Origin of the sequence: Micromonospora sp. WMMD737 (assembly GCF_049179055.1) — a bacterium.
In the GTDB taxonomy this organism is placed as follows: Bacteria; Actinomycetota; Actinomycetes; order Mycobacteriales; family Micromonosporaceae; genus Micromonospora; species Micromonospora reichwaldensis.
In genome coordinates this window covers 5,971,685-5,996,645 of sequence record NZ_JBMHMH010000001.1, presented here as the reverse complement: position 1 = coordinate 5,996,645, position 24,961 = coordinate 5,971,685, and the positions used below count along the sequence as shown (strand labels likewise).

Below are 24,961 nucleotides of genomic sequence, written 5' to 3'. Positions count from 1 at the left end.
CGGCCGGGAGCCGGGTGAGGATGCGGGCGGGCCGGACGACCGGCCCGCCCGCCGACCGGCTCAGCCCTTCAGGAGCTGGCGGGCCATCACGATGCGCTGCACCTGGTTGGTGCCCTCGTAGATCTGCGTGATCTTGGCGTCCCGCATCATCCGCTCGACCGGGTAGTCCCGGGTGTAGCCGTAGCCGCCGAGCAGCTGCACGGCGTCGGTGGTGATCTCCATGGCCGCGTCCGAGGCGAAGCACTTGGCCGCCGCGCCGAAGTAGGTCAGGTCGGCGTCGCCCCGCTCGGACTTGCCGGCCGCGGCGTACGTCAACTGCCGGGCCGCCTCCAGCTTCATGCCCATGTCGGCGAGCATGAACTGCACGCCCTGGAACTCGGCGACCGCCTTGCCGAACTGCTTGCGCTCCTGGACGTACCCCTTGGCGTAGTCGAGCGCGCCCTGGGCGATGCCGATGGCCTGCGCGGCGATGGTGACCCGGGTGTGGTCCAGGGTCTTCATCGCGGTGCCGAAGCCGGTGCCCTCGGCGCCGATCATGCGGTCCGCCGGGATCCGGACGTTGTCCAGGTAGACCTCGCGGGTCGGCGAGCCCTTGACGCCGAGCTTCTTCTCCGGGGCGCCGAAGCTGACCCCGGCATCGGACTTCTCGACCACGAAGGCGGAGATGCCCCGGGAGCGGGCGGACGGGTCGGTGACCGCGAAGACGGTGTAGAACTCCGACACCCCGGCGTTGGTGATCCAGCGCTTCACGCCGTTGAGCACCCAGTGATCGCCGTCACGCACCGCGCGGGTGGTCATCGACGCCGCGTCGCTGCCGGCCTCCGGCTCGGAGAGGCAGTACGAGAACATCGCCTCGCCCGCCGCCACCGGGGTCAGGTAGCGCCGCTTGAGCTCCTCGGAACCGGCCAGCAGCAGCGGCATCGTGCCGAGCTTGTTGACCGCCGGGATCAGCGAGGACGAGGCGCAGGCCCGCGCCACCTCCTCGATCACGATGGCCGTGGCCAGGGCGTCCGCGCCCGCGCCGCCGTACTCGACGGGGACGTGCGGTGCGTGGAAGTCGGCGGCCCGCAGCGCGTCGTAGGACGCCTTCGGGAACTCGCCGGTCTCGTCCGCCTCGGCGGCGCGCGGTGCCACCTTGGCCGCACAGACCTCACGGACCGCCTCCCGGATCGCCTCGTGCTCCTCGGGCAACCGGTAGACGTCGAACGACTGCTCTGCGGCCATGTCGGCCCCTCCCCTTCACCGCTATCATGCGCAGTCTGTAGCGTCTCCTGACCGCCGACGGCGCAGACTGAAGGATAGCGACCCGGTTCGGGGTCATGTTACCGCCGCGTAGCCTTGGACGTGGCGGAGCGCCGACGCCGCCCGGCGACGAAGGAACAGGCAGACGTTAGAGTCCCTCCGGTGCCCGCCCAGGCGCCGCAGCAGAACGCGACGCGACGACGCGACGCCAGCGCGAGCGGAGAAGACAGGCGTGACGATCCCGTACCCCAACACCCAGCCGATGCCCGCCATCGCCGCGGTGACGCCCCCCTCCGGCGCGCAGCGACCGCGGGTGACCTTCCTGGGCACCGGCTATCTCGGCGCGACCTACGCCATCTGCTACGCGGAACTCGGCTACGAGGTCCTCGGCTTCGACGTCGACGCAGACAAGATCGCCATGCTCAACGCCGGCGAGGTGCCGATCCACGAGCCCGGCCTCGACGAGCTGCTCAAGCGCAACCTGGCGGCCGGGCGGCTGCGGTTCAGCACGGACATCGCCGAGGTCGCCGAGTTCGGTGACGTGCACTTCATCTGCGTCGGCACCCCGCAGCGCGCCGACGGGATGGGCGCCGACCTGTCGTACGTCGAGGCATCGGTCACCAGCCTGGCCCAGCACCTGACCCGCAAGGCGCTGATCGTCGGCAAGTCGACAGTGCCGGTCGGCACCGCCGAGTGGGTGGAGCAGCTGGTCAGCAAGCACACCCCCGCCGACCTGGGCGTCGAGGTGGCGTGGAGCCCGGAGTTCCTCCAGGAGGGCTTCGCCGTCGACGACGTGCTGCGGCCCAACCGGATCGTCGTCGGCGTCAAGAGCGAGTGGGCCAACGGCATGCTCTACGCCGCGCACAAGGGCGTCTTCGACCTGGCCGCCACCGAGGACCGCGAGGTGCCCCTGGTGGTCACCGACTTCGCCACCGCCGAGCTGGTCAAGGTCGCCGCGAACGCCTTCCTCGCCACGAAGATCTCCTTCATCAACGCGATGGCCGAGGTCTGCGAGGCCTCCGGCGGCGACGTCACCCACCTCGCCCGGGCCATCGGCTTCGACCCGCGCATCGGCAACCGGTTCCTCCAGGCCGGGCTCGGCTTCGGCGGCGCCTGCCTGCCCAAGGACATCCGCGCGTTCCAGGCCCGCGCCCAGGAGCTGGGCGCCGGGGAGGCGCTGCGCTTCCTGCACGAGGTCGACCTGATCAACCTGCGCCGTCGGACCCGGGTGGTCCAGCTCGCCGCCGAGCTGCTCGGCCGCCGCTCCGGGCCCGCCGGACCGGATCTCTCCGGCACGCGCGTGGCCGTGCTCGGCGCGACCTTCAAGCCCAACACCGACGACGTACGCGACGCGCCGGCGCTCTCCGTCGCCTCGCTGCTGCGCAAGGCGGGCGCCGACGTGCACGTCTACGACCCGCAGGGCATGGAGCGGGCGCGCGCCGTGGCACCCGAGCTGGTCTACGAGCCCGGCATCAACGAGGCCGTGACCGGGGCGGACCTGGTCTGCGTACTCACCGAGTGGGCCGACTTCCGCAACGCCGACCCGGTGGCCCTCGGCGAGCTGGCCGCCGGACGCAAGGTGGTCGACGGCCGCAACTGCCTGGATTCGGCACTGTGGACGCAGGCCGGCTGGGAGTACCGCGGCATGGGCCGCCCCTGACGATCGACGACCGAACGGCCGGTCGCGGAGCACGCTCCGCGACCGGCCGTTCGCCTTACGCGTGGACGATCTTTGCCCCGGACCCGCCGACAACTGTCGAAATCCGCGCCCACATTGGGCATGCTGCCAAGGTGGGAGTCCACAGTGCGGGTGGAGGGGTGTCGTGGCGAGCTTTCAGTGCTCCTCGTGCGGCCGGGAGATCAAACCGGCCGCCAACTGCCCGCACTGCGGTGCGCACCAACCACAGTGGGTCGAGCACCTGGCGGAGATCGAGCGCTCGATCGCGGAGATGAAGGCCCGCGAGGCCGCCATCGCCAGCGAGCAGCGGCAGATCGCCGCCAAGATGCAGGCCGCGCTCTTCCAGCGGGACATCCTCGCCCACGCCGGTGAGGAACGTCTCAAGCAGGCCACCCGCCCCCGTCGGGTGCTGCGCCGCAGGCCGGGCCGCCGGCCGCCCACGGCCGCCACCGGCGCCCCGCCCCGGGTCCCCCGGCAGGGCACCCCGGCCGGCCCCGAGGACCCGCCGCCGCCCCCGCCGTCGACCGCCACCTGGCTCGACGCCGACGACCCGGAGCACCCCCCGGAGGCGTCCTCCCGCGAGGTGCAGAACATCCCCCTCGGGCTCGGCGCGCTGCTGCTGGGGGTCGCCGCCGTGGTCTTCGCCGCGGTGGCCACCAGCTCGATGGACGCGCTGGCCCGGCTGGGCATCCTGCTGCTCGCGACCGTGCTGATGCTGCTCGCCCCGCCGGTGCTGGCCCGGCGCGGGCTCACCTCGACCGCCGAGACCATCTCCGCGGTCGGCCTGCTCCTGGTGCCGCTCGCCGGCTACGCGCTGTGGGCGGTGGACCGGATCGGCAACGGCGGCGCCTCGGGCGCGATCTTCGCCGGCGTCATCTTCGCCGTCACCGCCGGCGTCTCCTTCGGCTACGCGGGCTGGACGGGGCTGCGCGCGCCCCGGTTCGCCACGGTGCTGGCCGCGCAGCCGGTGCTGCCGCTGCTGGCGTCCGACCGGATCACCGGCCCGGCCGGCTGGGCGCTCGTGCTGACCGCGGTGGCCCTGCTCGACCTCTGGCTGGCCCGGTCCGCGGTCACCGTGGAGCGTCCGGTCCGCCGGGACCTGCCCGGGCCCTCGGCGACACCCGCCGGGTCCCCGGCCACGCCCCGGCAGCGCCGCGCCGACAGCCGGCCGGAGGGGGTGCCCGAGGAGGCCGGCGAGGTCATCGACGGCGGGCTGCCGGCGCAGGAGCGGGGGCCGGCCACCCGCCCGGTGCCGTGGCTGCGCGAGCTGACCTGGGCGCTGCACGGGGTGGCGGTCGCCGTCGCCCTCGCGTACGCCGTCTCCGCCCTGCTGCGCGCGAGCACCGTGCCGGCCGCCACCGGGGCCGGCGTGGTGCTGCTGCTGGCCGCCGCGGTGGGGCTGGCCGGGACGCTGGTGCTGCGCCGGCCGCCGCTGCCCGACCTCGGCGCCGGGATCTTCACCCTCGCCGTGATCGGCGCGCTGAGCCGGATCGCCTCGGTGGCGTTCCCCGGGCGGGCGCTGCTGCTGATCGCGGCGGTCATCACGCTGACCGGGCTGGCCGTGCGGGCGGTGCCGGAGGCGGCCCGCCGCGGGCCGCAGCTCGCCTCGGCGGTGGCGCTCACGGTCAGCGGGGTGGTGGTCGCCGGAGGCGCCCTGCGCGCCGGGGTCGCCCCCGTCCGGGCCGCGCTGCCGGCCTGGGCGGCCGACCTGGACCGCTACCCGGCCGAGCTGTCGGCGGCCGTGGGACCGGCGGCCTGGCAGCTCGCCGCGAGCGCCTTCCTGCTGACCGTCGCCGCGGTGCTGGCCCTGCCGCCCGAGATCCGTCGGGAGTTCGCCGTGGTCGGCGCGGCGCTGACCGCGCTCGCCGTACCGGCGTCGTTCGGTCTCGGCTGGGCGGTGGCGCCCTGGCCGATGGTGCTGACGGCGGTCGGCATCGGGGTGGTCGGGCTCTCCGCCCGCACCGAACGCGCGGCGCTGGCGCACGCGGCGACCGCCGCCGGCGTCGGCCTGTTCGGCGCGGGCGCGGGACTGGCCCGGCCGGCGCTGACCGCCGCGGTCCTGCTCACCCTGTTCGCCGCCGGGGTCCTGGTCGCCGTGGCGCCCCGGATGCGGCTCGCCCCGGCGGCGGCCGACACCGTCTCCGCCTGGGCCGCCGGGGGCGCGGCGTTCGCGCTGCCGGGCGCGGTGGCCGCCTTCGTCGCCGCGACCGTGCCGGTCGATCCGACGCCCACCCCGGCGAGCCTGCGCGAGGTCACCGTCCCGGTGCTCGCGGCCAGCTTCCTGGCGGTCTGCGTCACCCTCGGACACGCCGCCATCGTGCAGGTCTCCCAGCGTCGCATCCCGACGCCGCTGGCGGTGGGCACCGCCCTCGGCGCGGTCACGGTCACCGCCGCCGCGTTCGGGGCCCCGGGCGCCACCGCCGCCGACGCCTGGGTCGGCGGCCTGCTGCTCGTCGCCGCCGCGATGGTGGTGTTCGCCGGTCCCATCGACGCCGGCCGGCGCTCCGACCTCACCCTGGACGGCTCCGACCTGGCCGCCGCGGCGGTGACCGCCGCCCTGATCGCCACCCTGGCCCGGATCGCGGCCGTGCTCGCCCCCGGCGGGCAGCTCGCCGTCGCCGCCGCGCTGGTGCTGGTGGTGGCCGTGGCCGCCCGGGCCATGCCGGAGGAGTGGCGACGGGGGCCGATCGTCGGCCTCGCCGTCGGCGGCGTGCTGATCGGGCTGCTGGCCGGCTGGAGCGCCCTGCGGGGCGGCCTGGGGGTGCTCGCCACCCCGGGCCCGATCTGGGCCGGTGACCTGACCGGTTGGCCGGCCGGGCCGACCGGTGGGTCGACGTGGCAGGCCCCGGTCGCGCTGGCCCTGCTCGGCGTCGCCGCCGCCGTCCTGCTGCCGCCACCGTGGAGGTACGACGTGTCGGGCGCGGCGGCCGTGCTCGCCACGATCGGCGCGCCGGCCGCGTTCGACCTGCCGTGGTGGTCGCCCGTCCTGGTCGGCGGCATGGTCGCCACCGTCTTCGGGGCCGCCGCCGTGGCCGCGGTCGATCCCCGCGCCGGCCTGTCCCGGGCGGTCGTGGCCGGTGTCGTCGCCCTGCACGCCGCCGGGGCGGGACTGGTCCGCCCGTGGACCACCGCGTTGGCGCTGGGCAGCATCGCGCTGATCGGCATCGTGGTGGCGGCGCTGGCCCGGTCGCTGGCCGTGCCGCTGGTGGAGGACATCGAGACCGAGGGGATGCCGCCGCACCTCGCCCAGATCGGGGGCGCCGCGGCCGGTGCCGCCCTGCTCGCGTTCCCGGGCGCCGTCGCGGCGCTGGCGGCCGAGTTCGGGCGTGCGCCGGAGGTGCTGATCACCGCCGCGTTGGCCGCGTCGAGCCTGGGCCTGGCGGCGGTGGCCGCCGTCCGGCGACGGATCCCGCAGTACCTGCCGTGGGCGAGCGCGGCGGTGGTCGGCGGCGCCACGGTGAGCGCCCTGGCCGCCGTCCCCGCCGGCATGCCCGTCGGCGTCTACGCCGCCGCGGCGGCCCTGCTCGGGGTGCTCGCCGAGCTGGTGCGGGGCGCGACGGAACCGCCGGTCGGCGCGGCCCAGCCGGTCCGGCGCTGGTCGGTGCTGCTGGACGGCGCGCTGCGGCGGCTGCCGGACGACGGCACGCGGCGCCGCTGGCGGGTCAGCCCCGCCGCCGGTGCGCTCGCCGCCGCCGCGCTGCCCACCGCCCTCGCGCTGGTGTCGATCGCGCCGTCCCTGGTCGTCGCCCTGGTCGACCCGCACCGCAGTCTGGGCCGGGTCTGGCAGGGGCCGCCGCCGGAGCTGCTCACCCCGCCCCCCGACGCGGTCGACGCGACCCACGTGCTGACCGCGCTGCTGCTCACCGCGACCGCCGCGCTGGCCGCCACCGGCTTCAGCGGCGGGCGACGCTCCCGGGCCGTGCCGGTGGTGCTGCCCGGTGCCGCCGTCACCCTGCTGATCACCCCGGTCTCGCTCGGCAACGGCTGGCCGGCGAGCACCCTGGCGGCGCTGTCGGTGTTCACCATCTCGATGCTGGGCCTGGCGCTCACCCCGCCCCCGCCGCTGGCCGAGCGGGCCCGCTCGCTGCGGCTGGCCCGGGTGCTCGTCTTCACCATCGGCCTGGCCGCCGGGAGCGCGGGCCTGGTCGGCGGCTTGGCGACGCGGGAGCTGACCCTGTTCACCCTGGGCGGCGCGGTCGGCGTCGGCGCGGTGGCCGCCATCTTCGGCACCACCCAGCGGGCGCGCATCCTCGGCTGGCTGTTCGCCTCGCTGATGGCGCAGCTCTTCGTGCTCACCGCCGGCCTGGTGGCCGGCCTCGCGGCCGTCTGGTCCGCGTTCGGCGTACTGGCGGTCGGCGCGGCCCTCCAGGTGTTCGCCGCGACCCTGCCCCGGCTGCGGCGCCCCGAGGCCCAGCGGGAGGCGGCCACCGTCGAGTGGAGCGGGTACGCCGCCGCCCTGATCGCCCTGGCGTTGGCGTTCGACTCGCCCCGGCACATCGCGGCGCTGCTGGCCGCCTGGGGTGCGGTGCTGGGCGTGGCGGCGACCCGACCGGGCCGCCGGCCGGTGGAGCGGCGCATCCTGTTCTGGGCGGTGGTGGTCTGCGAGATCGCCGCGTGGTGGATCCTGATGCGGGTGGCCGACGTGGCGCTGCCGGAGGCCTACACGCTGCCCTTCGCGGCGCTCGCCCTGCTCGTCGGCGTGCTGGAGTTGCGGCACCGGCCCGACCTGAGCAGTTGGGTCGCGTACGGGCCCGCGCTGGTCGCCGCGTTCGTGCCGACCCTGGCGATCGTGCTGGCCACCGACTCCAGCACGCTGCGCCAGGTGCTGCTGCTGCTCGGCGCCGTGGCCGTCCTCGTCTTCGGGTCGATGAGCCAGCAGCAGGCGCCGGTGATCGTGGGCGCCGCCGTGACGGCGATCGCGGCGGTGCACGCCCTGTTCAGCCTGGGCCCGTGGCTGGCGCTGATCCCCGTCGGCATCCTGCTGCTGGCGCTCGGCGCGAGCAACGAGCGCCGGCGCCGGGCCCAGGAACGCCTCCAGACGGCCCTGCGCGGCATGCGATGAGGTCGGCGGGGCCCGTCCCCCGGCGATCAGTCGCTACTGCTGGTTGGCCCCGTAGAGAGGCCGGCCGTTGGATCACCGGCCCGGAGAACACGTAGCGTGACTCCTCGGCTCGACCGCGCGCATGCCCCGTCTCCCCTTTGCTCTGCACCCATCGATGCAACAGTGACCGGGCGTGACGAATGCGTGAATCGTCAACCACTGCGGCTTCGCGAAAACCCCAGCTCAGGACGCTGGCGCGCGGAGGTATGCAGAGCAAAGGGCCGGAGGAGGGGTTGGCACCCCGAGCCGCCACCGTAACCCTGCGCAACACCGGCACCCATCACCGACAGCGACGAGTCCCAGGGTCCGTCCGGGCGCGGAAAGGTCAGGCGAGGGAGGCGCGCAGGGCCGCGTCCTTCTCGGCGACCAACTGCTCCAGGTCGGCCTGGTAGGCCGACATGCGGTCGAGCAGGGCGCGGTCGGCGGCGGCCAGGACACGGACGGCGAGCAGCCCCGCGTTGCGGGCGTTGCCGATCGACACGGTGGCCACCGGCACCCCGGCCGGCATCTGCACGATGGAGAGCAGCGAGTCCATCCCGTCGAGGTGCTTCAACGGCACCGGGACGCCGATCACGGGCAGCGGGGTGACCGAGGCGACCATCCCGGGCAGGGCGGCGGCGCCACCCGCTCCGGCGATGATGACCTTCAGGCCCCGGTCGGCTGCGGCGCGCCCGTAGTCGATCATCTTGATCGGCGTACGGTGCGCCGAGACGACCTCGACCTCGTACGGCACCTCGAACTCGTCCAGCACCTCGGCGGCGGCCTTCATCGTCGGCCAGTCCGAGTCGCTGCCCATGATCAGCCCAACGGTGCTCACGCGTGCCTGCCTTCCACTCGCGACTGCGGGGCCCGCAAGCTCACGCCCGCCCCTCCCGCAACCAGCGGGCGGCTCGCGCGGCCCGCGTCCGTACGTCGTCCAGGTCGTCCCCGAGCACCGTGACGTGCCCGATCTTGCGGCCGGGCCGCACCTGCTTGCCGTAGAGGTGCACCTTGGCGCCCGGCTCGGCCGCGAAGAGGTGGTGCAGCCGCTCGTCGATCGACATGCCGCCCGGCTCGCCACCGAGCACGTTCGCCATCACCACCACGGGAGCCGCCAGCGAGGTGTCGCCCATCGGGTAGTCGAGCACCGCCCGCAGGTGCTGCTCGAACTGCGACGTGCGTGCGCCCTCGATGGTCCAGTGCCCCGAGTTGTGCGGCCGCATCGCCAGCTCGTTCACGACGATCCGGCTGCCGCCCGGCGCGGCCCGGTCGGCGACCTCGAACAGCTCCACGGCGAGCAGGCCGACCACACCGAGCGCGGTGGCCAGGTCGATGGCGAGCTGCTGGGCGGCGACCGCCAGCTCCTCCGGCAGGCCGGGTGCGGAGGCGAGCACCTCGACGCAGATGCCGTCGCGCTGCACCGTCTCGACCACCGGGTACGCGGCGACCTGCCCGAACGGCGAGCGCGCCACCTGCACGGCCAGCTCCCGGCGCAGCGGCACCCGCTCCTCGACGATCAGCCGGGTGCCGCCGGCCAGCAGGGTCGTGGCCAGCTCCTCGGCCTGCGCCGCGTCGTCGACCAGCCACACGCCCCGGCCGTCGTACCCGCCGCGGGCCGCCTTGAGCACCACGGGCCAGCCGATCTCGTCGCCGAACGCCACCAGGTCGGCGGGCTCGGCGACTCCTCGCCACGCCGGGTTCGGCGCACCCAGCTCGCCGAGCCGCTCCCGCATGACCCGCTTGTCCTGGGCGTGCAGCAGCGCGTCGGCCGGCGGGAAGAGCTTCACGCCCTCGGCGGCCAGCGTGCGGATGTGCTCGGTGGGGACGTGCTCGTGGTCGAAGGTGACCACGTCGCAGGCCTTGGCGAAGGTGCGCAGCGCGGCGAGGTCGGTGTGGTCGCCGTACTGGACGTCGGCGGCGACCAGCGCGGCGCCGTCGTCGGGGGCCAGCGCGAGCACGCGCAGCGACTGGCCGAGGGCGATCGCGGACTGGTGGGTCATCCGGGCCAACTGGCCGCCGCCCACCATGCCGACAACGGGCAGACCGGTACGGGAATCCATAGCGGCGCCAGCCTATCGGGACGACCCGCCACCCGCGCCGCCGGATGGCCGAACACCCACCGCCGCAGCCGGGCGGCTCAACGCCGGGCGAGCTGGCCGACCAGGTCGTCCACCGTCGTCACCGGGCGCTCACAGACGAAACCCCGGCAGGCGTACGCGGTGGGCCGCCCGTCGACCATCGGCCGGTCGGCGAGCAGCGGCACCCCGGGCTGGCCCGGGCAGCCCGCCACGATCACCGCGCCGGGCGGGGCGTGCCGGTGTGCCGCCGCGACCAGCGGGTCCCCGGTCGGCTCGTCGGTGACCACCGCGATCTCGTACGGCCCGGAGAGCAGCGCCTCGCCGACGGTGGCCGCGTAGCCGGTGAACCGGGCGTGCCGGCCGACGATGGGCGCCACGGTCGACAGGGCGGCCTCGGCGGCCTCCCGGTAGCGGGTCTCCCCGGTCAGCGCCGCGTACGCGACCAGCGCCGCGACGATCGCCGAGCGCCCGGACGGGGTGGCGTTGTCGGTCGGGTCGGCGGGTCGGCTGACCAGCCGTTCGGCGTCGTCGGCGGTGTCGTAGAAGGCACCGCCCGGCGCGGCGAACCGCTCCAGCGCCACGTCGAGCAGTCCACCGGCCAGGGTCAGCCAGCGGCCCTGGCCGGTGAGCTGGTGCAGGGCGCAGAACGCCTCGGCCACGCAGCCGTGGTCCTCCAGCACCCCGGCCGGCTCGCCGACGACCCCACCGCGCGAGACGCGGCGCAGCCGCCCGACCACGAGGTGACGGTCGGCCAGCACCTCGCCGATCCGGACCGCCGCGGCGGCGGTGACGGGATCCCCGGTGAGCGCGGCGTGCTCGACCAGCGCGGTGACCGCGAGCCCGTTCCAGGCGGCGACCACCTTGTCGTCACGGGCCGGCTGGGGCCGGGCGTCGCGGACCTCGCGCAGCCGGGCCCGGATCCGCTCCCACCGCGCGGCCACCTCGGGCGCGACGTCGTCCACGTCCCGGGCCAGCCGCAGCACGCTCGTGCCGTGCTCGAACGTGCCCTCGTCGGTGACCGCGAACAGGTCGGCGGCGAAGCGGCCGTCGTCCTCCCCCAGCACCTCGACGAGCTGGGCCGGCGTCCAGGAGTAGGTGAGCCCCTCGACGCCCTCGGTGTCGGCGTCGAGGGCGGAGGCCAGGCCGCCCTCGGGGGTGCCCAGGTCGTCGATCATGAACGCGGCGGTCTCGGCGGCGACCCGGGCGGCGAGGGGATCGCCGGTCAGCCGCCAGAGCTGGGTGTACGCCCGCAGCAGCAGCGCGTTGTCGTAGAGCATCTTCTCGAAGTGCGGCACCGTCCAGTGCCCGTCGACCGAGTAGCGGGCGAAGCCGCCGGCCAGCTGGTCGTAGATGCCGCCCCGGGCCATCGCCTCGCAGGTGTGCCGGGCGATCTCCAGGCTGCGCGGCGAGCCGGTGCGCTGGTGGTGCCGCAGCAGGAAGAGCAGGTTCATGTGCGGCGGGAACTTCGGCGCGCCGCCGAAACCGCCGTTCACCTCGTCGTACTCCTTGGCGAGCTGGTCGGCCGCGGCGTCGAGCAGCGCGGCGTCCAGCGGCGCGGTGGGCCCGCCCACGGCCTGCGCGCCGCCGATCGCCTCGACCACGGCGGCGCCCTGCTGGACGACGGCGTCGCGCTGGTCCCGCCAGGCCGCGGCGACCGACTGGAGCAGCCGGACGAAGTTCGCCCGGGGGAAGTAGGTGCCGCAGAAGAACGGGGTGCCGTCGGGCGTGGCGAAGACGGTCATCGGCCACCCGCCCTGCCCGGTCATCGCCTGGGTGGCGGTCATGTAGACGGCGTCGACGTCGGGCCGTTCCTCGCGGTCCACCTTGACGCAGACGAAGTCGTCGTTCATGAGGGCGCCGACCTGCTCGTTCTCGAACGACTCGTGGGCCATCACGTGGCACCAGTGGCAGGCGGCGTAGCCGACCGAGATGAGCACCGGCACGTCCCGGCGCTTCGCCTCGGCGAACGCCTCGTCGCACCACGGCCACCAGTCGACCGGGTTGTCGGCGTGCTGGAGCAGGTACGGGCTCGTGGCGTCAGCGAGTCGGTTCACCCGACGACCATAACCACCCGGTGACGCGCCCGCCCGCGCTCCGACGTGGACCGGCCCTCCCCCGCAGTGCGGCGGGTGGGGTCAGGAGGCGCCGTCGGCGCGCAGCGGGAAGACGTTGGGGCGGGCCTCGTCGAGCAGGGTGCCGAGGACCGCCCCGATCTTGTCGGCCGGCATCGGCTTGAAGAAGTGGTAGCCCTGGGCGGCCGTGCAGCCCAGCTCGGCCAGCGCGAGGCGCTGCTCGGCGGTCTCCACGCCCTCGGCGACCACCCGCAGCCCCAGCTCGTGGGCGAGGCCGACGGTGGTCCGTACGATCGCCGCCGCCTCGGGGGAGTCTGCCATCCGGATCACGAAGGAACGGTCCACCTTCAGCTCGTCCACCGCGATCCGGGTGAGGAACGTCAGCGAGGAGAAGCCCGTGCCGAAGTCGTCGACGGCGAGCTGCACGCCCATCGACCGCAGGGTGGCGAGCACCTCGTCGATGACCTCCAGCTCGCTCATCACCACCGTCTCGGTGATCTCCAGGACCAGCCGGTCCGGCGGCACCTGGTGCCGGCGCAGGGCGTCGGCGATCTCGGTGGGCAGGCGGGGGTCGAGCAGGCTGCGCGCCGACAGGTTGACCGAGATCGGCACGTCGAGCCCGTCGCGGGCCCAGCCGGCGGCGACGGCGAGCGCCTTGTCCAGCACGTAGCGGGTGAAGGTGCCGAGCTGCTCGCTGTTCTCCACCGGGCGGATGAAGTCGTGCGGCCCGAGCCAGCCCCGGCGCGGGTGCCGCCAGCGGATCAGCGCCTCCACCCCCGTCGGGGCGCCGGTGGTCAGGTCGACCGCCGGCTGCAACGCCAGCACGAGCTGGTCGTCGGTCTTCAGCGCCTCGCGCAGCTCGGCCAGCAGGGCCAGCTGGTCGGTGCTGGCGGCGTCCCGGGCGGAGTCGTACGCGGCGACGCTGCCGCCGCCCTCCTTGGCCTGGTACATGGCGATGTCGGCCCGGCGCAGCAGCTCGGTCAGGTCGGCGGTGCCGGCGTCGGCGACCACCACCCCGACGGAGACCTCGACGGACATCCGCACCCCGGCCACCTCGGTCGGCGCGGCGAGCCGCTCGGCGATCTCGCGGGCCTGCCGCAGCGCGTACGCCATCGGGGCGGCCCGGTCGCCGATCACCGGGACCGACGTCAGCAGCAGCGCGAACTCGTCGCCGCCGAGGCGGGCGAGCAGGTCCCCGGGGCGGGCGAGGGCACCCAGCCGGTTGGCGGTCAACCGCAGCAACTGGTCGCCGGCCGCGTGCCCGAGGGTGTCGTTGACCTCCTTGAACTGGTCGATGTCGAGCAGCAGCAGCGCCACCGGGTGGTCGTGGGCGAGCTGGCGCAGCGCCTGGTCGCCCTTGCTGAGCAGGGCCGACCGGTTCACCAGCCCGGTGAGCTGGTCGTGCACCGCCTCGTACGACGAGCGGGCGGTGACCAGGCGCAGCTCGCGGTGGGTCGCGGCGTCGTGCAGCGCGGCAGCGAGCGCGTCGCCGAACGCGGCCACGGCGTCGCGTTCCCGGGCGTTGGGGGGCGCGCAGCGCGGGAACCGGACCCGCAGCTCGCCTACCTGGGCGGCACCCACGGAGAGGGTACGCACCAGCTCGTGGTCCTCCGGCTCGGTCCGGCCGGGCGGTGCGACCTCCCGGTCGACCAGCTGGCCGCCCGGGTCGCCGCGGTAGCGCCGCCACCGGCCGTCGCCCCGGGCCACGTCGACGTCGACGAGTTCGGCGTTGAACAGGGTCAGCGCGCCCGTCACGGCGGCCGTGGCGACGCCCCGCTCGTCGAGCTGGTTGAGCGCGGCGGTGGCCTCGGCGAAGGCCCGCCAGGTGCGCCGTTCCTGGTCGGCGCGGAGCCGGTGCCGGTACGTCTGCTGAAGCAGCCAGAGCGGCGGCGGGAGCAGCAGCAGCCAGCGCGCGTCGAGTTCCAGGAGCGCCACCACGACCAGGCCGACGGCCACGTTGCCGACGAACATCAGCAGCTTGCCCCGCAGGGCGGCGAGCAGCGGCGGCCCCACGGGGATGCCGTGCCGCAGCGCCAGGGTGGCGCCGCCGAGCCAGGCGGTGGCGAGAAGGTAGGTGACCGAGCCCGCGAGCACGGCCAGGGCGAGCGCCGGGGTCGGCGTCGCCAGCAGCGGCTCGCCGAGCACGGTGGTGACGGAGACGGCCAGGGCGGTGGCGGCGGTCAGCGACGCCGTGATCCGGACGACCTCCAGCACCGGCCGCCGGTCGCCGAGCAGCGACATGGCCGACCAGGCGAGCGCGGCGCCGAGGAGCGCGGCGGAGGGGAGCCAGCCGGTGGGCGTCAGGTAGAGGCAGATGATCAGCGCGGCCTCGCCCCAGGTGATGCTCACCATCCCGGCGGCGGTGCGGAAGCGCAGCCGGGCCAGCTGGGCGACGGCGAACACGGCGACGGCGAGGCCGAAGCGGGCCGGCCCGCCGAGCGGGTCGTCGGCGGGAAGGTGGGTCGGGGCGGTCCACCCCAGCCCGGCGGCGACCAGCGCGGTCAGCGCGACGGCGGCGGTGAGCAGGAGCAGCCGCGCGGGGGTGCCGCGGGCTCCGACCCGGTCGGTCGACTCGCCGGCCCTGCCGGAGGTCACCGGGCCGCTCCGCCCGCGGGCCGCTCGCCGGTACGACGGGCGGCCGCTGGTGTGGTGGTCATCGGCGCCCCCTCCCGCGCACGGCTCGGGAACTCTTGGTCCCCCCGGCGAGAGGCTAAGGCAAACCCGGTGGCCGCAACAGGGGGCGACGACCGGGTTCGACGTGAATCATGGGCGGACTAGCCGTTGCGACGCTGCTGACGCCCGGTGGGAGCGGCGGAGGATGAATCCTGCGTCAGCGCACCATCTGTCGGATCGACGACTGCCGCGTCCGCCTGGTCGGTGGTCGCCGGCGGGCCCTGCTGGGGGAACCGGTCGGGCAGCCGACGCAGCCGGGAGTTCATGTTGCGGATGAGCAGGACGGTGGCGGTGGCCAGAACGAGGATGAGGAAGAGGCCCATCGGCCCGGCCAGGCCACCCGTGCGGGTGTCCCCGAAGTTGTTCTGGGCGAGCACCTCTGCGGCGGTCAGCATGGCGTTCCTCCGGTGTGCGGTTGGTGACCAGGGTAGCCCCGGCCCGGATCAGCGGGCATGGGCCGTCTCGCGTACCCCGGCGAAGAGGTCCGACTCGGGCAGCGGGCTGTCGACCAGCGAGCGCACCAGCTCGAAGTCCTCCGTCGGCCACGCCCGCCGCTGCATCTCCATCGGCACCTGGAACCAGAAGCCGTCCGGGTCGATCTGGGTGGCGTGGGCGCGCAGCGCGTCGTCGCGGACCGGGAAGTAGTCGGCGCACTCGACCCGGGTCGTGATCCGGGGGCCCTTGTCGGGGCGGTCCTCCCAGCGCTTGATCCACTCCTCGTAGGGCGACGTCAGGCCGGCGGCGAGCAGCGTCTCGTGCAGCGCCATGATCTTGCCCTTGGAGAAGCCGATGTCGTAGTAGAGCTTCAGCGGCTGCCACGGCTCGCCCAGCTCCGGATAGCGCTCCGGGTCGCCTGCGGCCTCGAACGCGGCCACGCTGACCTTGTGGGTCATGATGTGGTCGGGGTGCGGGTAGCCGCCCTCCTCGTCGTACGTCGTGACGACGTGCGGACGGAACTGGCGCATCAGCCGCACCAGCGGGCCGGCCGCCACCTCGACGTCCTGGAGGGCGAAGCAGCCCTCGGGCAGCGGCGGCAGCGGGTCGCCCTCGGGCAGGCCGGAGTCGACGAAGCCGAGCCACGCCTGCTCGACGCCGAGGATCGCCCGCGCGGCGTCCATCTCCGCCCGGCGGACGTCGGCGATGTTGGCCCAGACGTCCGGTCGGTCCATCTTCGGGTTCAGCACGCTGCCGCGCTCGCCGCCGGTGCACGTGACCACCAGGACGTCCACGCCCTCGGCGACGTACTTCGCCATGGTCGCGGCGCCCTTGCTCGACTCGTCGTCGGGGTGTGCGTGGACGGCCATCAGTCGCAGTTGCTCTGCCAACGTCGGCGCTCCTCGTCTCTGGCCCCGGCGGACCCCCCGCGGGACCGCCCGGCTGACCTGCCGGAATCTTCCCCCCGCGCCGGGACCTGCCGGTGCCGACCTGTCATATTTGACGACGTGACGGGCTGGGAAGATGGAACTCTGCCATTCTTGCCGATGCCCCCGACAACGACGCCAGGAGATACCCGCCGGTGACCGAGACGCACGCCACACTTCCGCCGGGCGCGCCGGCCTTCCCGCCCGGCCGGTACGGCCGCCGCCGGGAACCCGGGCGTCGCCGGCCGCTGCTGGTGGCGCTGCTGGTGGTCGCCCTGGTCGCGGTCATGACCCTGGTCGCGGTGCGGCTCTACCGGCAGTACGGCGACCCGAACTACGACGCCGAGGTGATCACCTACACGGGGATAACCGACAGCCAGGTGCTTGTCGACTTCCGGGTCACCCTGCCGAAGGGGGGCTCGGCGGTCTGCCTGCTGCGCGCCCGGGACCGCGACGGCGCCGAGGTCGGCCGGGAAGAGGTCACGGTCACCGCCCGCCCCGACCAGCGGCAGGCGACCGCGCAGCACCGGCTGGCCACCACCGCCCGCCCCTTCGTCGGCGAGGTGCTGCGCTGCCGGCCCGCGGGCTGAGCGGCCACGGCGCGGGCTCGGGCGCGCGGCCCGGACAGCCTCGGCGGCCCGGGCACCGGGGGTAGCGCCGGCGTTCGAGCGCGCCCTGTGTCGTACCGCACTGGTAACTTGGAAGTTCACCTGTCAGCCAGCACGCACGAACGAGGAGAACGCCTGTGTCCACTGGCAACGAGGCGCCCGCCACCTGGCTGTCCCAGGACGCGTTCGACCGGCTCCAGGGCGAGCTCGACGAGCTGATCGCCAACCGGCCGGTCATCGCCGCCGAGATCAACGCCCGCCGCGAGGAGGGCGACCTGCGGGAGAACGGTGGCTACCACGCCGCCCGCGAGGAGCAGGGCAAGGCCGAGGGGCGCATCCTCTACCTCAAGGAGCTGCTCCGCACCGCCAAGGTGGGCGGGGCGCAGGCCGCCGACGCGGTGTCGCCCGGCATGGTCGTGACGATCTACTTCGACGACGACAAGGACGACACCGAGACCTTCCTGCTCGGCTCCCGGGAGATCGCGTCGACCACCGAGCTGACGGTCTACAGCCCGGAGTCGGCGCTGGGCCAGGCGATCCTGGGCGGTCGGGCCGGCCAGACCTGCACCTACACGGCCCCCAGCGGGGCCGACATCAAGGTGACCGTGGTCAGCTTCGAGCCGTTCTCCGGCTGAGTCCCCGCCGCCGGGCCGGAGCGGCCCGGGCTGGCGACACGGCCGCCCGGGCGCCGATCCGGCCGGGCGGCGACGACGAGCGACCCCGCGAGGCGTGGCACCGGTCCCGGTGTCACGCCTCGCCGGCGAAGACCACCTGGTAGCCGCTGGCCCGCAACGCGCTGATCAGCGTGTCGGAGTGCTCGACCCCCCGGGTCTCCACCGACAGGGCCACCTCCACCTCGCCCAGGCGCAGGTGCGGGTTGGCCCGCTGGTGCTCCACGTCCACCACGTTCGCCCGGTGCTCGGCGATCTCGCCGAGCAGCGACGCGAGCTGGCCGGGGCGGTCCGAGCAGCGCACCGTCACCCGCAGGTAGCGCCCGGCGGCGGCGAGGCCGTGCTCGATCACCCGCAGCATCAGCAGCGGGTCGATGTTGCCGCCGGAGAGCACCGCCACCACCGGCGCCTGCACCTCGACGACGCCCGCCAGCAGCGCGGCCACGCCCACCGCGCCGGCCGGCTCGACCACCTGCTTGCCCCGCTCCAGCAGCATCAGCAGCGCCCGGGAGATGTCCTCCTCGGAGACCGTGACGATCTCGTCCACCAGCTTGCGGACGTGGGTGAAGGTGAGCTCCCCCGGCCGGCCGACGGCGATGCCGTCCGCGATGGTGCCGAACGCCGGGAGGCGTACCGGCTCGCCGGCCACCAGGGAGGGCGGGAAGGCGGCGGCACCGGCGGCCTGCACCCCGATGATCCGCACGTCGGGCCGCAGCGCCTTGGCCGCCACCGCCATGCCGGAGACCAGCCCGCCGCCGCCCACCCCCGTGATGATCGTCCTGACCTCGGGGCACTGTTCGAGGATCTCCAGGGCCACCGTGCCCTGGCCGGCGATCACGTCCCGGTGGTCGAACGGGTGGATCAGCGTCGCGCCCGTCCGCTCGGCGTAGGTCTGCGCCGCGACCAGGGACTCGTCGACGGTGTTGCCGACCAGCTCGACCTGTGCGCCGTAGCCCTTGGTGGCGGCGACCTTCGGCAGCGGCGCGTTCACCGGCATGAAGACCGTGGCGTGCGTACCGACGAGGCCGGCGGCGAGCGCGACCCCCTGGGCGTGGTTGCCGGCGCTCGCCGCGACCACCCCGTCGGCCCGCTCCGCCTCCGACAGCCGCGAGATCCGCACGTACGCGCCGCGCACCTTGTACGAGCCGGCGCGTTGCAGGTTCTCGCACTTGAGCCACGTGGGCCCGCCCAGCGCCGCGCTGAGCGGCCGGGAGGGCTCCAGCGGGGTGGTGCGGACGACGTTGGCGAGAAGCTCCCGCGCGGCCCGTACGTCGGCGAGACCGACCAGTTCCGTCATGCCCTGATCGTGCCACCCGCCTCCCGCGCCGACGCGCGGCACGCCACCTCTCAGACGGGGGCGGGGATCCGCGGGTAGCCGGGGGCGTGGCGGGACCAGGGGGCCTGCATCTCGAACTGGCCGGCGACGCCGAGGAGCAGCAGCTCGCTGCCGGGCGGGCCGATCAGCTGCACCGCGACCGGCAGCCCGTCCGGGCGGCGGCCGACCGGCACCACCAGCGCGGGCAGGCCGGCGATGTTCCACGGCGCGGCGAACGGGGCGTACCTGACGTTGGTCAGCATGTTGGCCCGCCAGGACCGGCCGGACCAGCCGTCGGCCTCCGGCGGCGCGGTGGCCAGGGCGGGCGTGAGCAGCAGGTCGACCGAGTGGTCGGCGAAGAAGCCGATCGAGCGCTCGCGCCAGGCGGCCCGGTCGGCCTCCCGGACGTACCCCCGCCGCTGCGCCCACTCGCCGAGGGCGACGTGCCGGCGGCTGCGCCGCTGGAGGCCACGCCGGTCCAACCCGGCGGCGCGGACGTCGGCGGCCGCCGCGGCGAACCAGGTGGCGATGCCCTGCAGGCCCAGGGCCGTCGGGTAGACCGGGTCGGCCGGCACGGTGTCGTGGCCCGCCGCCGCGAGCAGCCGCCCGGCGGCGGCGACCGCGTCCCGGTTGGGCGCGTCGGCGTGCACGCCCCGCACGGGCGAGCGGAGTGAGACGCCCACCCGCAGCCGCTGCGGCGGCACCAGCTTGTCCGGACGGCGGCCGGCCAGCACCGAGAAGCCGACGGCCGCGTCGGCGACCGTGCTGGTCAGCATGCCGTGCTCGGTGAGCCCGAACCAGTCGTCCGCGCCGAGCTGGCACGGGACCACGCCCCGGCCCGGCTTGAGCCCGACCAGGCCGCAGCAGGCCGCCGGGATGCGGATCGAGCCGAGGCCGTCGTTGCCGTGGGCGATCGGCACCAGGCCGGCGGCCACGGCCGCGGCCGCGCCGCCGGACGAGCCGCCGGGGGTACGCCGGGTGTCCCAGGGGTTGCGGGTCACGGCCGTCTCGTCGTCGGTGAGGCCCCAGAGGCCGAGCTCCGGCATCCGGGTCACCCCGAGGATCACCGCGCCGGCACCGCGCAGCCGCCGGACCACCTCGTGGTCGGCCTCGGCCACCGGCGTACGCACCGCCGCCGACCCGTTCCAGGTGGGCAGCCCGGCGACGGGGGTGTTCTCCTTCACCGCCACCGGCACCCCGGCCAGCGGAAGGTTGGCCAGGTCCTCCTGCTCGTCGACCTTCTCCGCCTCGGTGATCGCCTCCCCGCCGCGTATCGTGCGGAACGCGGCGAGGTCGGCGTCGACCCGGGCGATGTGGTCCAGGTGGTCGGCGACGACCTGGGTGGCCGTGACGTCGCCCCGGCGTACGCCCCGGGCGATCTGCTTGGCGGTCGCCCCCACCCAGGTCGGCATGATGTCCTGCACGGCCACCCTCCCAGCCAGCGGTCAGCCCAGCGCCTGCTCCAGATCGGCGAGCAGGTCGTCGACCGTCTCGATGCCGACAGACAGTCGCACGAGATCGCCGGGAACTTCAAGCGGCGAGCCGGCAGCACTTGCGTGTGTCATCCGGCCCGGGTGCTCGATCAGGGATTCCACGCCGCCGAGCGACTCGGCGAGGATGAAGAGCTTCGTCCGGTTGCAGATCTCGACGGCGTGCTCCTCGCCGCCGGCGGCCCGGAACGAGATCATGCCGCCGAAGCGGCGCATCTGCTTCGCGGCCACCTCGTGGCCCGGGTGCGCGGGCAGCCCCGGGTAGATGACCTGACCGACCTTGGTGTGCCCGTCCAGGTAGGCCGCGATCCGCTCGGCGTTGTCGCAGTGCCGGTCCATGCGTACGCCCAGGGTCTTGATGCCGCGCAGGGTCAGCCACGCGTCGAAGGGGCCGTTGATGGCGCCCATCGCGTTCTGGTGGTAGCGCAGCTCCTCGCCGAGCCCGGCGTCGGCCGCGACCAGCGCGCCACCGACCACGTCGGAGTGGCCGCCGATGTACTTGGTGGTCGAGTGCACCACCACGTCCGCGCCGTGCGCGATCGGCTGCTGGAGGTACGGCGAGGCGAACGTGTTGTCGACGACCAGCAGGGCGCCCGCGTCGTGCGCGACGCCGGCCAGCGCGGCGATGTCGGCGATGCCGAGCAGCGGGTTGGTGGGCGTCTCCACCCAGACGATCCGGGTCCGGCCCGGCTCGACGGCGGCCCGGATCGCGTCGGGGTCGGAGACCTTCGCCGGGGTGAAGTCCAGCCCCCAGCGCTCGGCCACCCGGGCGAAGAGCCGGTACGTGCCGCCGTACGCGTCGTCGGGGATCACCACGTGGTCGCCCGGCTTGCAGACGGTACGCAGCAGGGTGTCCTCGGCGGCGAGGCCGCTGGCGAAGGCGAGCCCGACCGGGCCGCCCTCCAACGCGGCGAGGCACTCCTGGAGGGCGTCGCGGGTCGGGTTGCCGGAGCGGCTGTACTCGTAGCCCAGCCGGGGCGCGCCGACGGCGTCCTGGGCGTAGGTGCTGGTCTGGTAGATCGGTGGGATCACCGCGCCGGTGCGGGCCTCGGGGTCCTGGCCGGCGTGGATGGCGAGCGTGTCGAAGCCGTGACTCATCCCGTGAGGCTAATCCCCCGTCCCGAAGGCTGGAACGGAACGGTGCTGTCGGGTCCGCGCCCACGGCGGCGGGCCGGCGCGGGGCCGTCTCCCATCCTGGCGGCCGGCATAGCCTGGGCGGATGAGCGGGTGCGTGTTCTGCGGGATCGTGACCGGCGAGACGCCCGCCTTCCGGGTCGCCGACGAGCCCGACGGGGTGGCGTTCCTGGACACCCGGCCGGTCTTCAAGGGGCACGTGCTGGTGGTGCCGCGCACACACCTGGTCGCCCTGGCCGACCTGCCCGCCGAGGCGCTGGCCGGCTACTTCGGCCTGGTGCGGCGGCTCGCGGTCGCCGTGGAGGCCGGCACGGAGGCCGGTGGGACGTTCGTGGCGATGAACAACAAGGTGTCCCAGTCCGTCCCGCACCTGCACACCCACGTGGTGCCGCGGACGAAGGGCGACGGCCTGCGCGGCTTCTTCTGGCCGCGCACCCGCTACGCCGACGACGCCGAGGCCGAGACCTACGCCGCCCGCATCACCGCGGCCCTCTGACGCCGCCCAGCCGCCCGCAGTGGGCGGAGGCGGGCGGGGGCCGGCGGAGGGGGCAGAGCCCGGCGGTGCGGGCAGACGCCAGCGGAGCGGGCAGACGCAGGCTGGGCGGGCGGAGAACCGGGGCGAACGCGACAGCCCACGCGAAGCGGGGCAGGCGTGGCGGGCAGCGAACCGGGGCGGCAGGACCCCTTTGGTGCGCCACCTCTCGACCCCCTTCGTCACGCACGGTAGCGATGACCAGACGTCACGCTCTGCGACGGATACCCGGGACGCTCGGGATACCATCTCACGCCCTTTGCTCTGCAGCCATATCCGCACCACGCCACTGACCTGCCACGACACGAAACGCCCGCGCCGCCACGACAGGACCAGTCACCACCCAGCGTGACTGTTGCATATAGGGATGCAGAGCAAAGCGGGTGAGGCGAGGAAGGCGCAGCCGGCGAACAATGTCGCCGTGAGTAACGGAGCGGGCGGCGGACGTGACCGGCCCGGGCGCCCCACCGCCGCCCGGGGGAGCGACTGTGACCTTCTCGTGGGCGGCGGTCGCCTGAGTGTGGGTGGAGCGGGTAAGGAAGGCGGATCCGGCGGTGTTGCACGCTGGGAGAGTTACGAGAGGAGTCCCACCGTGTTCCTGCGCCGCATGAAGGCCGAACTGCCCACCTCCGACCAGGCCCTGCCGGGTCGCCTGATCGCGATGCCGATCGCGGACCGGCACGAGGTGCTGGGCACCCCGCTCAAGGGTCCCTTCCCGGAGGGCGCACAGGTGGCCGTGTTCGGCATGGGCTGCTTCTGGGGCGCCGAGCGGCTGTTCTGGACGCTGCCGGGTGTGATCACCACGTCCGCCGGCTACGCGGGCGGCATCACGCCGAACCCGACGTACGAGGAGGTGTGCTCGGGGATGACGGGGCACGCCGAAGTGGTCCAGGTGGTCTACGACCCCGCGACGATCAGCTACGAGGACCTGCTGAAGGTCTTCTGGGAGAACCACGACCCGACCCAGGGGATGCGCCAGGGCAACGACGTGGGCACCCAGTACCGGTCGACGATCTACGTGACCACGGACGAGCAGCTCGCCACCGCCCAGGCGTCCCGGGACGCGTTCGCACCGATCGTGGCGCGGGCCGGCAAGGGCGAGATCACCACCGAGATCGACCGGCTCGGCCAGTACTACTTCGCCGAGGACATGCACCAGCAGTACCTGGCGCCCACGAAGAACCCGAACGGGTACTGCAACCACGGCCCGAACGGGCTGAGCTGCCCCGTCGGCGTCGCCCGGGTGCCGTCCGACCTTCACTAAGGCGTGTTTCATAAGCAGGTCAGAGCCACTCGGTGATGATGGTGATGGTGAGGACGGCTTGGAAGCGGACTGCGAGCTTGTCGTATCGGGTGGCGACGCCGCGGTGGCGTTTGAGACGCGCGATGCCGTTCTCGACGGCGTGACGTAGCCGGTAGAGGTCTCGGTCGAAGGCGGGTGGGCGTCCGCCGCGGGAGCCTTTGGCTTTGCGGTGGGCGTCCTGGTCCTTCTTGCTCGGGATGCAGGCTCTGATACCGCGTGTCCGTAGGTAGCGGCGGTTGCCGCGGCTGGTGTAGGCCTTGTCGGCCAGGACCACATCGGGGCAGGTCCGGGGCCGGCCCACCCCGAGGCGAGTGACCCGGATGCGGCGCAGGACCGGGATGAACTGCGGACTGTCACCGCGGTGCCCCGCGGTCACGACCATTGACAGGACCTTCTGGCCCTGCTCACAGGCCAGATGCGTTTTGGTGGTCAGTCCACCACGGGAACGACCCAGCGCGTGATCGGCCGGCTCGTCATGCACCCCGCCAGGCGGTTCCTTCTGCAGGTGGCCGTCCTTGCGGGCGCCGGCGGCGTGCTGATGGGCGCGGCTGGTCATCGAGTCCACGCTCACCGTCCACCCGATTCGGCCCTGCGCGTCCCCGGCGGCCTGCAATGCCGACAGGATCTTGTCCCAGGTTCCGTCTCGCTGCCAGCGGCGGAACAGGCCGTAGACGGTGGGCCAGGGCGCGTACTCGGCAGGGACGTCACGCCACGGCGCGCCGATCCGGATCCGCCACCGGATCCCATCGATGAGCTGCCGTTTCTCCCACTTCGGCGGACGACCGTTACCCGACACGGCAGGCAGCAGCGGAGCGAGCCGCTGCCACTGCGCGTCCGTGAGGTCATGCCGCCTCGTCACCGCTAAGGTGGCCACGAGGTCTCCGGTGTGAAGTTCTAGCTTGGTCGCTGAACCATCTACCGGAGACCTCTTCAGTTATCGATCACCACCACGCCGTGACCTTCGCCGGCAACCACAACTTCTGAAACACGCCTTAGCCTCCTGGACAGAGCGGGCCGCACCGCTGCCCCGCCGACATCGACGTGGAGAATTCCTGCCCGAGGTGTCGTATCCGCCCGACGTCGTTCGTCGCGGAGATGGAGGCAGACAAAGGTCCGCCCGAGACGAGGGAGCAGACATGGCCGAGTACCTCATCTACTTCAACCAGCAGTGGGTGGGTGACCACACCGAGGAGTGGTTCCGCGCGCGTGGGCCGCTCGCCATGGCGGTCGTGGACGAGATGAAGGCGGCCGGGGCGTACGTGTTCGCCGGGGGCCTGGAGGAAGGGGACACCCCCGTCTTCAGCGCCGACGCCACGAGCGGCACGCTGGTGTTCACCGACGGGCCCTACGCCGAGACCAAGGAGTGGCTGGGCGGGCTGACCGTGGTGGACGTGGCCGACGTGGAAACGGCCCGGATGTGGGCCGGCAGGCTCGCGGAGGCATGCGGTTGGCCCCAGGAGGTCCGACGGTTCGGCCGCATCCCGCAACCCGGCGACGAGTGAGTGGGCAGGCCGGCGCGGCATCGGTCGCGCCGGCCTCCGCGCTTGCGGAACTGAGCAATCGATCACATCCGCCGCCGGGCGGAAACCGCCCCATCCGCCACTCCTGACGCGGTCCGCCACCGGAGCCGATACGTCCCGTGACGGAATCGCGCAGTGTAGCAAAACTTCAAGAAACTGTTATCAGCTCAACGGGCAATCCTCGTAGCCCTCTGGCAGCATTGC

At 74.1% G+C, this 24,961-nt stretch carries 17 protein-coding genes and 2 pseudogenes; 7 read left to right on the top strand and 12 right to left on the bottom strand.

Annotation, left to right across the window (positions count from 1 at the left end; all coding sequences use genetic code 11):
- Positions 1-60: 60 nt before the first annotated feature.
- Positions 61-1,224, bottom strand: coding sequence for an acyl-CoA dehydrogenase family protein (locus tag ACN27A_RS26745; protein WP_421457317.1), 1,164 nt, complete (start codon positions 1,222-1,224; stop codon positions 61-63).
- Positions 1,225-1,474: 250 nt separating this feature from the next.
- Here ACN27A_RS26745 and ACN27A_RS26740 point away from each other — a divergent pair, with 250 nt between their 5' ends.
- Together ACN27A_RS26740 and ACN27A_RS26735 are read left to right on the top strand one after the other, a co-directional pair.
- Positions 1,475-2,902 (top strand): UDP-glucose dehydrogenase family protein, encoded by a 1,428-nt coding sequence (locus ACN27A_RS26740; RefSeq protein WP_416611196.1) that lies wholly within the window; start codon positions 1,475-1,477, stop codon positions 2,900-2,902.
- A gap of 163 nt (positions 2,903-3,065) precedes the next feature.
- Entirely contained in the window at positions 3,066-7,982 is a 4,917-nt protein-coding gene (locus ACN27A_RS26735; protein ID WP_421457316.1) for an SCO7613 C-terminal domain-containing membrane protein, read from the top strand.
- Positions 7,983-8,346: 364 nt separating this feature from the next.
- On the opposite strand, the gene purE is transcribed toward ACN27A_RS26735, so the two are convergent.
- The 7 genes and pseudogenes from purE to mca form a co-directional block, all read right to left on the bottom strand.
- Complete coding sequence (gene purE, locus ACN27A_RS26730; RefSeq protein ID WP_421457315.1) at positions 8,347-8,838, bottom strand: 5-(carboxyamino)imidazole ribonucleotide mutase; 492 nt, start codon at positions 8,836-8,838, stop codon at positions 8,347-8,349.
- Positions 8,839-8,878: 40 nt separating this feature from the next.
- Complete coding sequence (locus ACN27A_RS26725; RefSeq protein ID WP_421457314.1) at positions 8,879-10,060, bottom strand: 5-(carboxyamino)imidazole ribonucleotide synthase; 1,182 nt, start codon at positions 10,058-10,060, stop codon at positions 8,879-8,881.
- A 77-nt stretch (positions 10,061-10,137) separates the two neighbouring features.
- A pseudogene (locus ACN27A_RS26720) lies at positions 10,138-10,842 on the bottom strand (hypothetical protein); the annotation flags it as partial.
- A 59-nt stretch (positions 10,843-10,901) separates the two neighbouring features.
- Positions 10,902-12,132 (bottom strand): annotated as a pseudogene (locus ACN27A_RS26715) (thioredoxin domain-containing protein); the annotation flags it as partial.
- Positions 12,133-12,213: 81 nt separating this feature from the next.
- On the bottom strand, positions 12,214-14,682 hold the full coding sequence (locus tag ACN27A_RS26710) for a putative bifunctional diguanylate cyclase/phosphodiesterase (protein ID WP_421458621.1): 2,469 nt from the start codon (positions 14,680-14,682) through the stop codon (positions 12,214-12,216).
- A 242-nt stretch (positions 14,683-14,924) separates the two neighbouring features.
- Positions 14,925-15,218 (bottom strand): hypothetical protein, encoded by a 294-nt coding sequence (locus ACN27A_RS26705; RefSeq protein ID WP_421457313.1) that lies wholly within the window; start codon positions 15,216-15,218, stop codon positions 14,925-14,927.
- A gap of 48 nt (positions 15,219-15,266) precedes the next feature.
- A complete protein-coding gene (mca, locus tag ACN27A_RS26700; protein WP_121396513.1) occupies positions 15,267-16,148 on the bottom strand; it encodes a mycothiol conjugate amidase Mca in 882 nt (293 codons plus the stop codon).
- A gap of 191 nt (positions 16,149-16,339) precedes the next feature.
- On the opposite strand from mca, the gene ACN27A_RS26695 reads away from it, so the two are divergent.
- Entirely contained in the window at positions 16,340-16,774 is a 435-nt protein-coding gene (locus ACN27A_RS26695) for a DUF4307 domain-containing protein (RefSeq protein WP_357579072.1), read from the top strand.
- 155 nt (positions 16,775-16,929) lie between these two features.
- Positions 16,930-17,427 carry a transcription elongation factor GreA gene (gene greA, locus ACN27A_RS26690; protein WP_132233490.1) on the top strand — a complete coding sequence of 166 codons (498 nt, stop codon included), beginning with the start codon at positions 16,930-16,932 and terminating at the stop codon, positions 17,425-17,427.
- Positions 17,428-17,539: 112 nt separating this feature from the next.
- On the opposite strand, the gene ilvA is transcribed toward greA, so the two are convergent.
- The 3 genes from ilvA to ACN27A_RS26675 are packed head-to-tail and all read right to left on the bottom strand — an operon-like array spanning position 17,540 to position 21,366.
- Positions 17,540-18,760, bottom strand: a complete 1,221-nt coding sequence (gene ilvA / locus ACN27A_RS26685) for a threonine ammonia-lyase (RefSeq protein WP_421457312.1) — start codon at positions 18,758-18,760, stop codon at positions 17,540-17,542.
- Positions 18,761-18,810: 50 nt separating this feature from the next.
- Positions 18,811-20,208 carry an amidase gene (locus ACN27A_RS26680; protein WP_421457311.1) on the bottom strand — a complete coding sequence of 466 codons (1,398 nt, stop codon included), beginning with the start codon at positions 20,206-20,208 and terminating at the stop codon, positions 18,811-18,813.
- A 15-nt stretch (positions 20,209-20,223) separates the two neighbouring features.
- Complete coding sequence (locus ACN27A_RS26675; protein ID WP_421457310.1) at positions 20,224-21,366, bottom strand: cystathionine gamma-synthase; 1,143 nt, start codon at positions 21,364-21,366, stop codon at positions 20,224-20,226.
- Positions 21,367-21,487: 121 nt separating this feature from the next.
- On the opposite strand from ACN27A_RS26675, the gene ACN27A_RS26670 reads away from it, so the two are divergent.
- Together ACN27A_RS26670 and msrA are read left to right on the top strand one after the other, a co-directional pair.
- Positions 21,488-21,898, top strand: coding sequence for an HIT family protein (locus ACN27A_RS26670; protein WP_421457309.1), 411 nt, complete (start codon positions 21,488-21,490; stop codon positions 21,896-21,898).
- Positions 21,899-22,526: 628 nt separating this feature from the next.
- Positions 22,527-23,198 carry a peptide-methionine (S)-S-oxide reductase MsrA gene (gene msrA, locus ACN27A_RS26665; protein WP_357579068.1) on the top strand — a complete coding sequence of 224 codons (672 nt, stop codon included), beginning with the start codon at positions 22,527-22,529 and terminating at the stop codon, positions 23,196-23,198.
- A gap of 19 nt (positions 23,199-23,217) precedes the next feature.
- Here msrA and ACN27A_RS26660 read toward each other — a convergent pair whose 3' ends face one another.
- Positions 23,218-24,096, bottom strand: coding sequence for an IS5 family transposase (locus tag ACN27A_RS26660; protein WP_421458546.1), 879 nt, complete (start codon positions 24,094-24,096; stop codon positions 23,218-23,220).
- Positions 24,097-24,373: 277 nt separating this feature from the next.
- Between ACN27A_RS26660 and ACN27A_RS26655 the strand changes: the two genes are divergently transcribed.
- A complete protein-coding gene (locus ACN27A_RS26655) occupies positions 24,374-24,739 on the top strand; it encodes a YciI family protein (protein WP_421457308.1) in 366 nt (121 codons plus the stop codon).
- Positions 24,740-24,961: the final 222 nt, after the last annotated feature.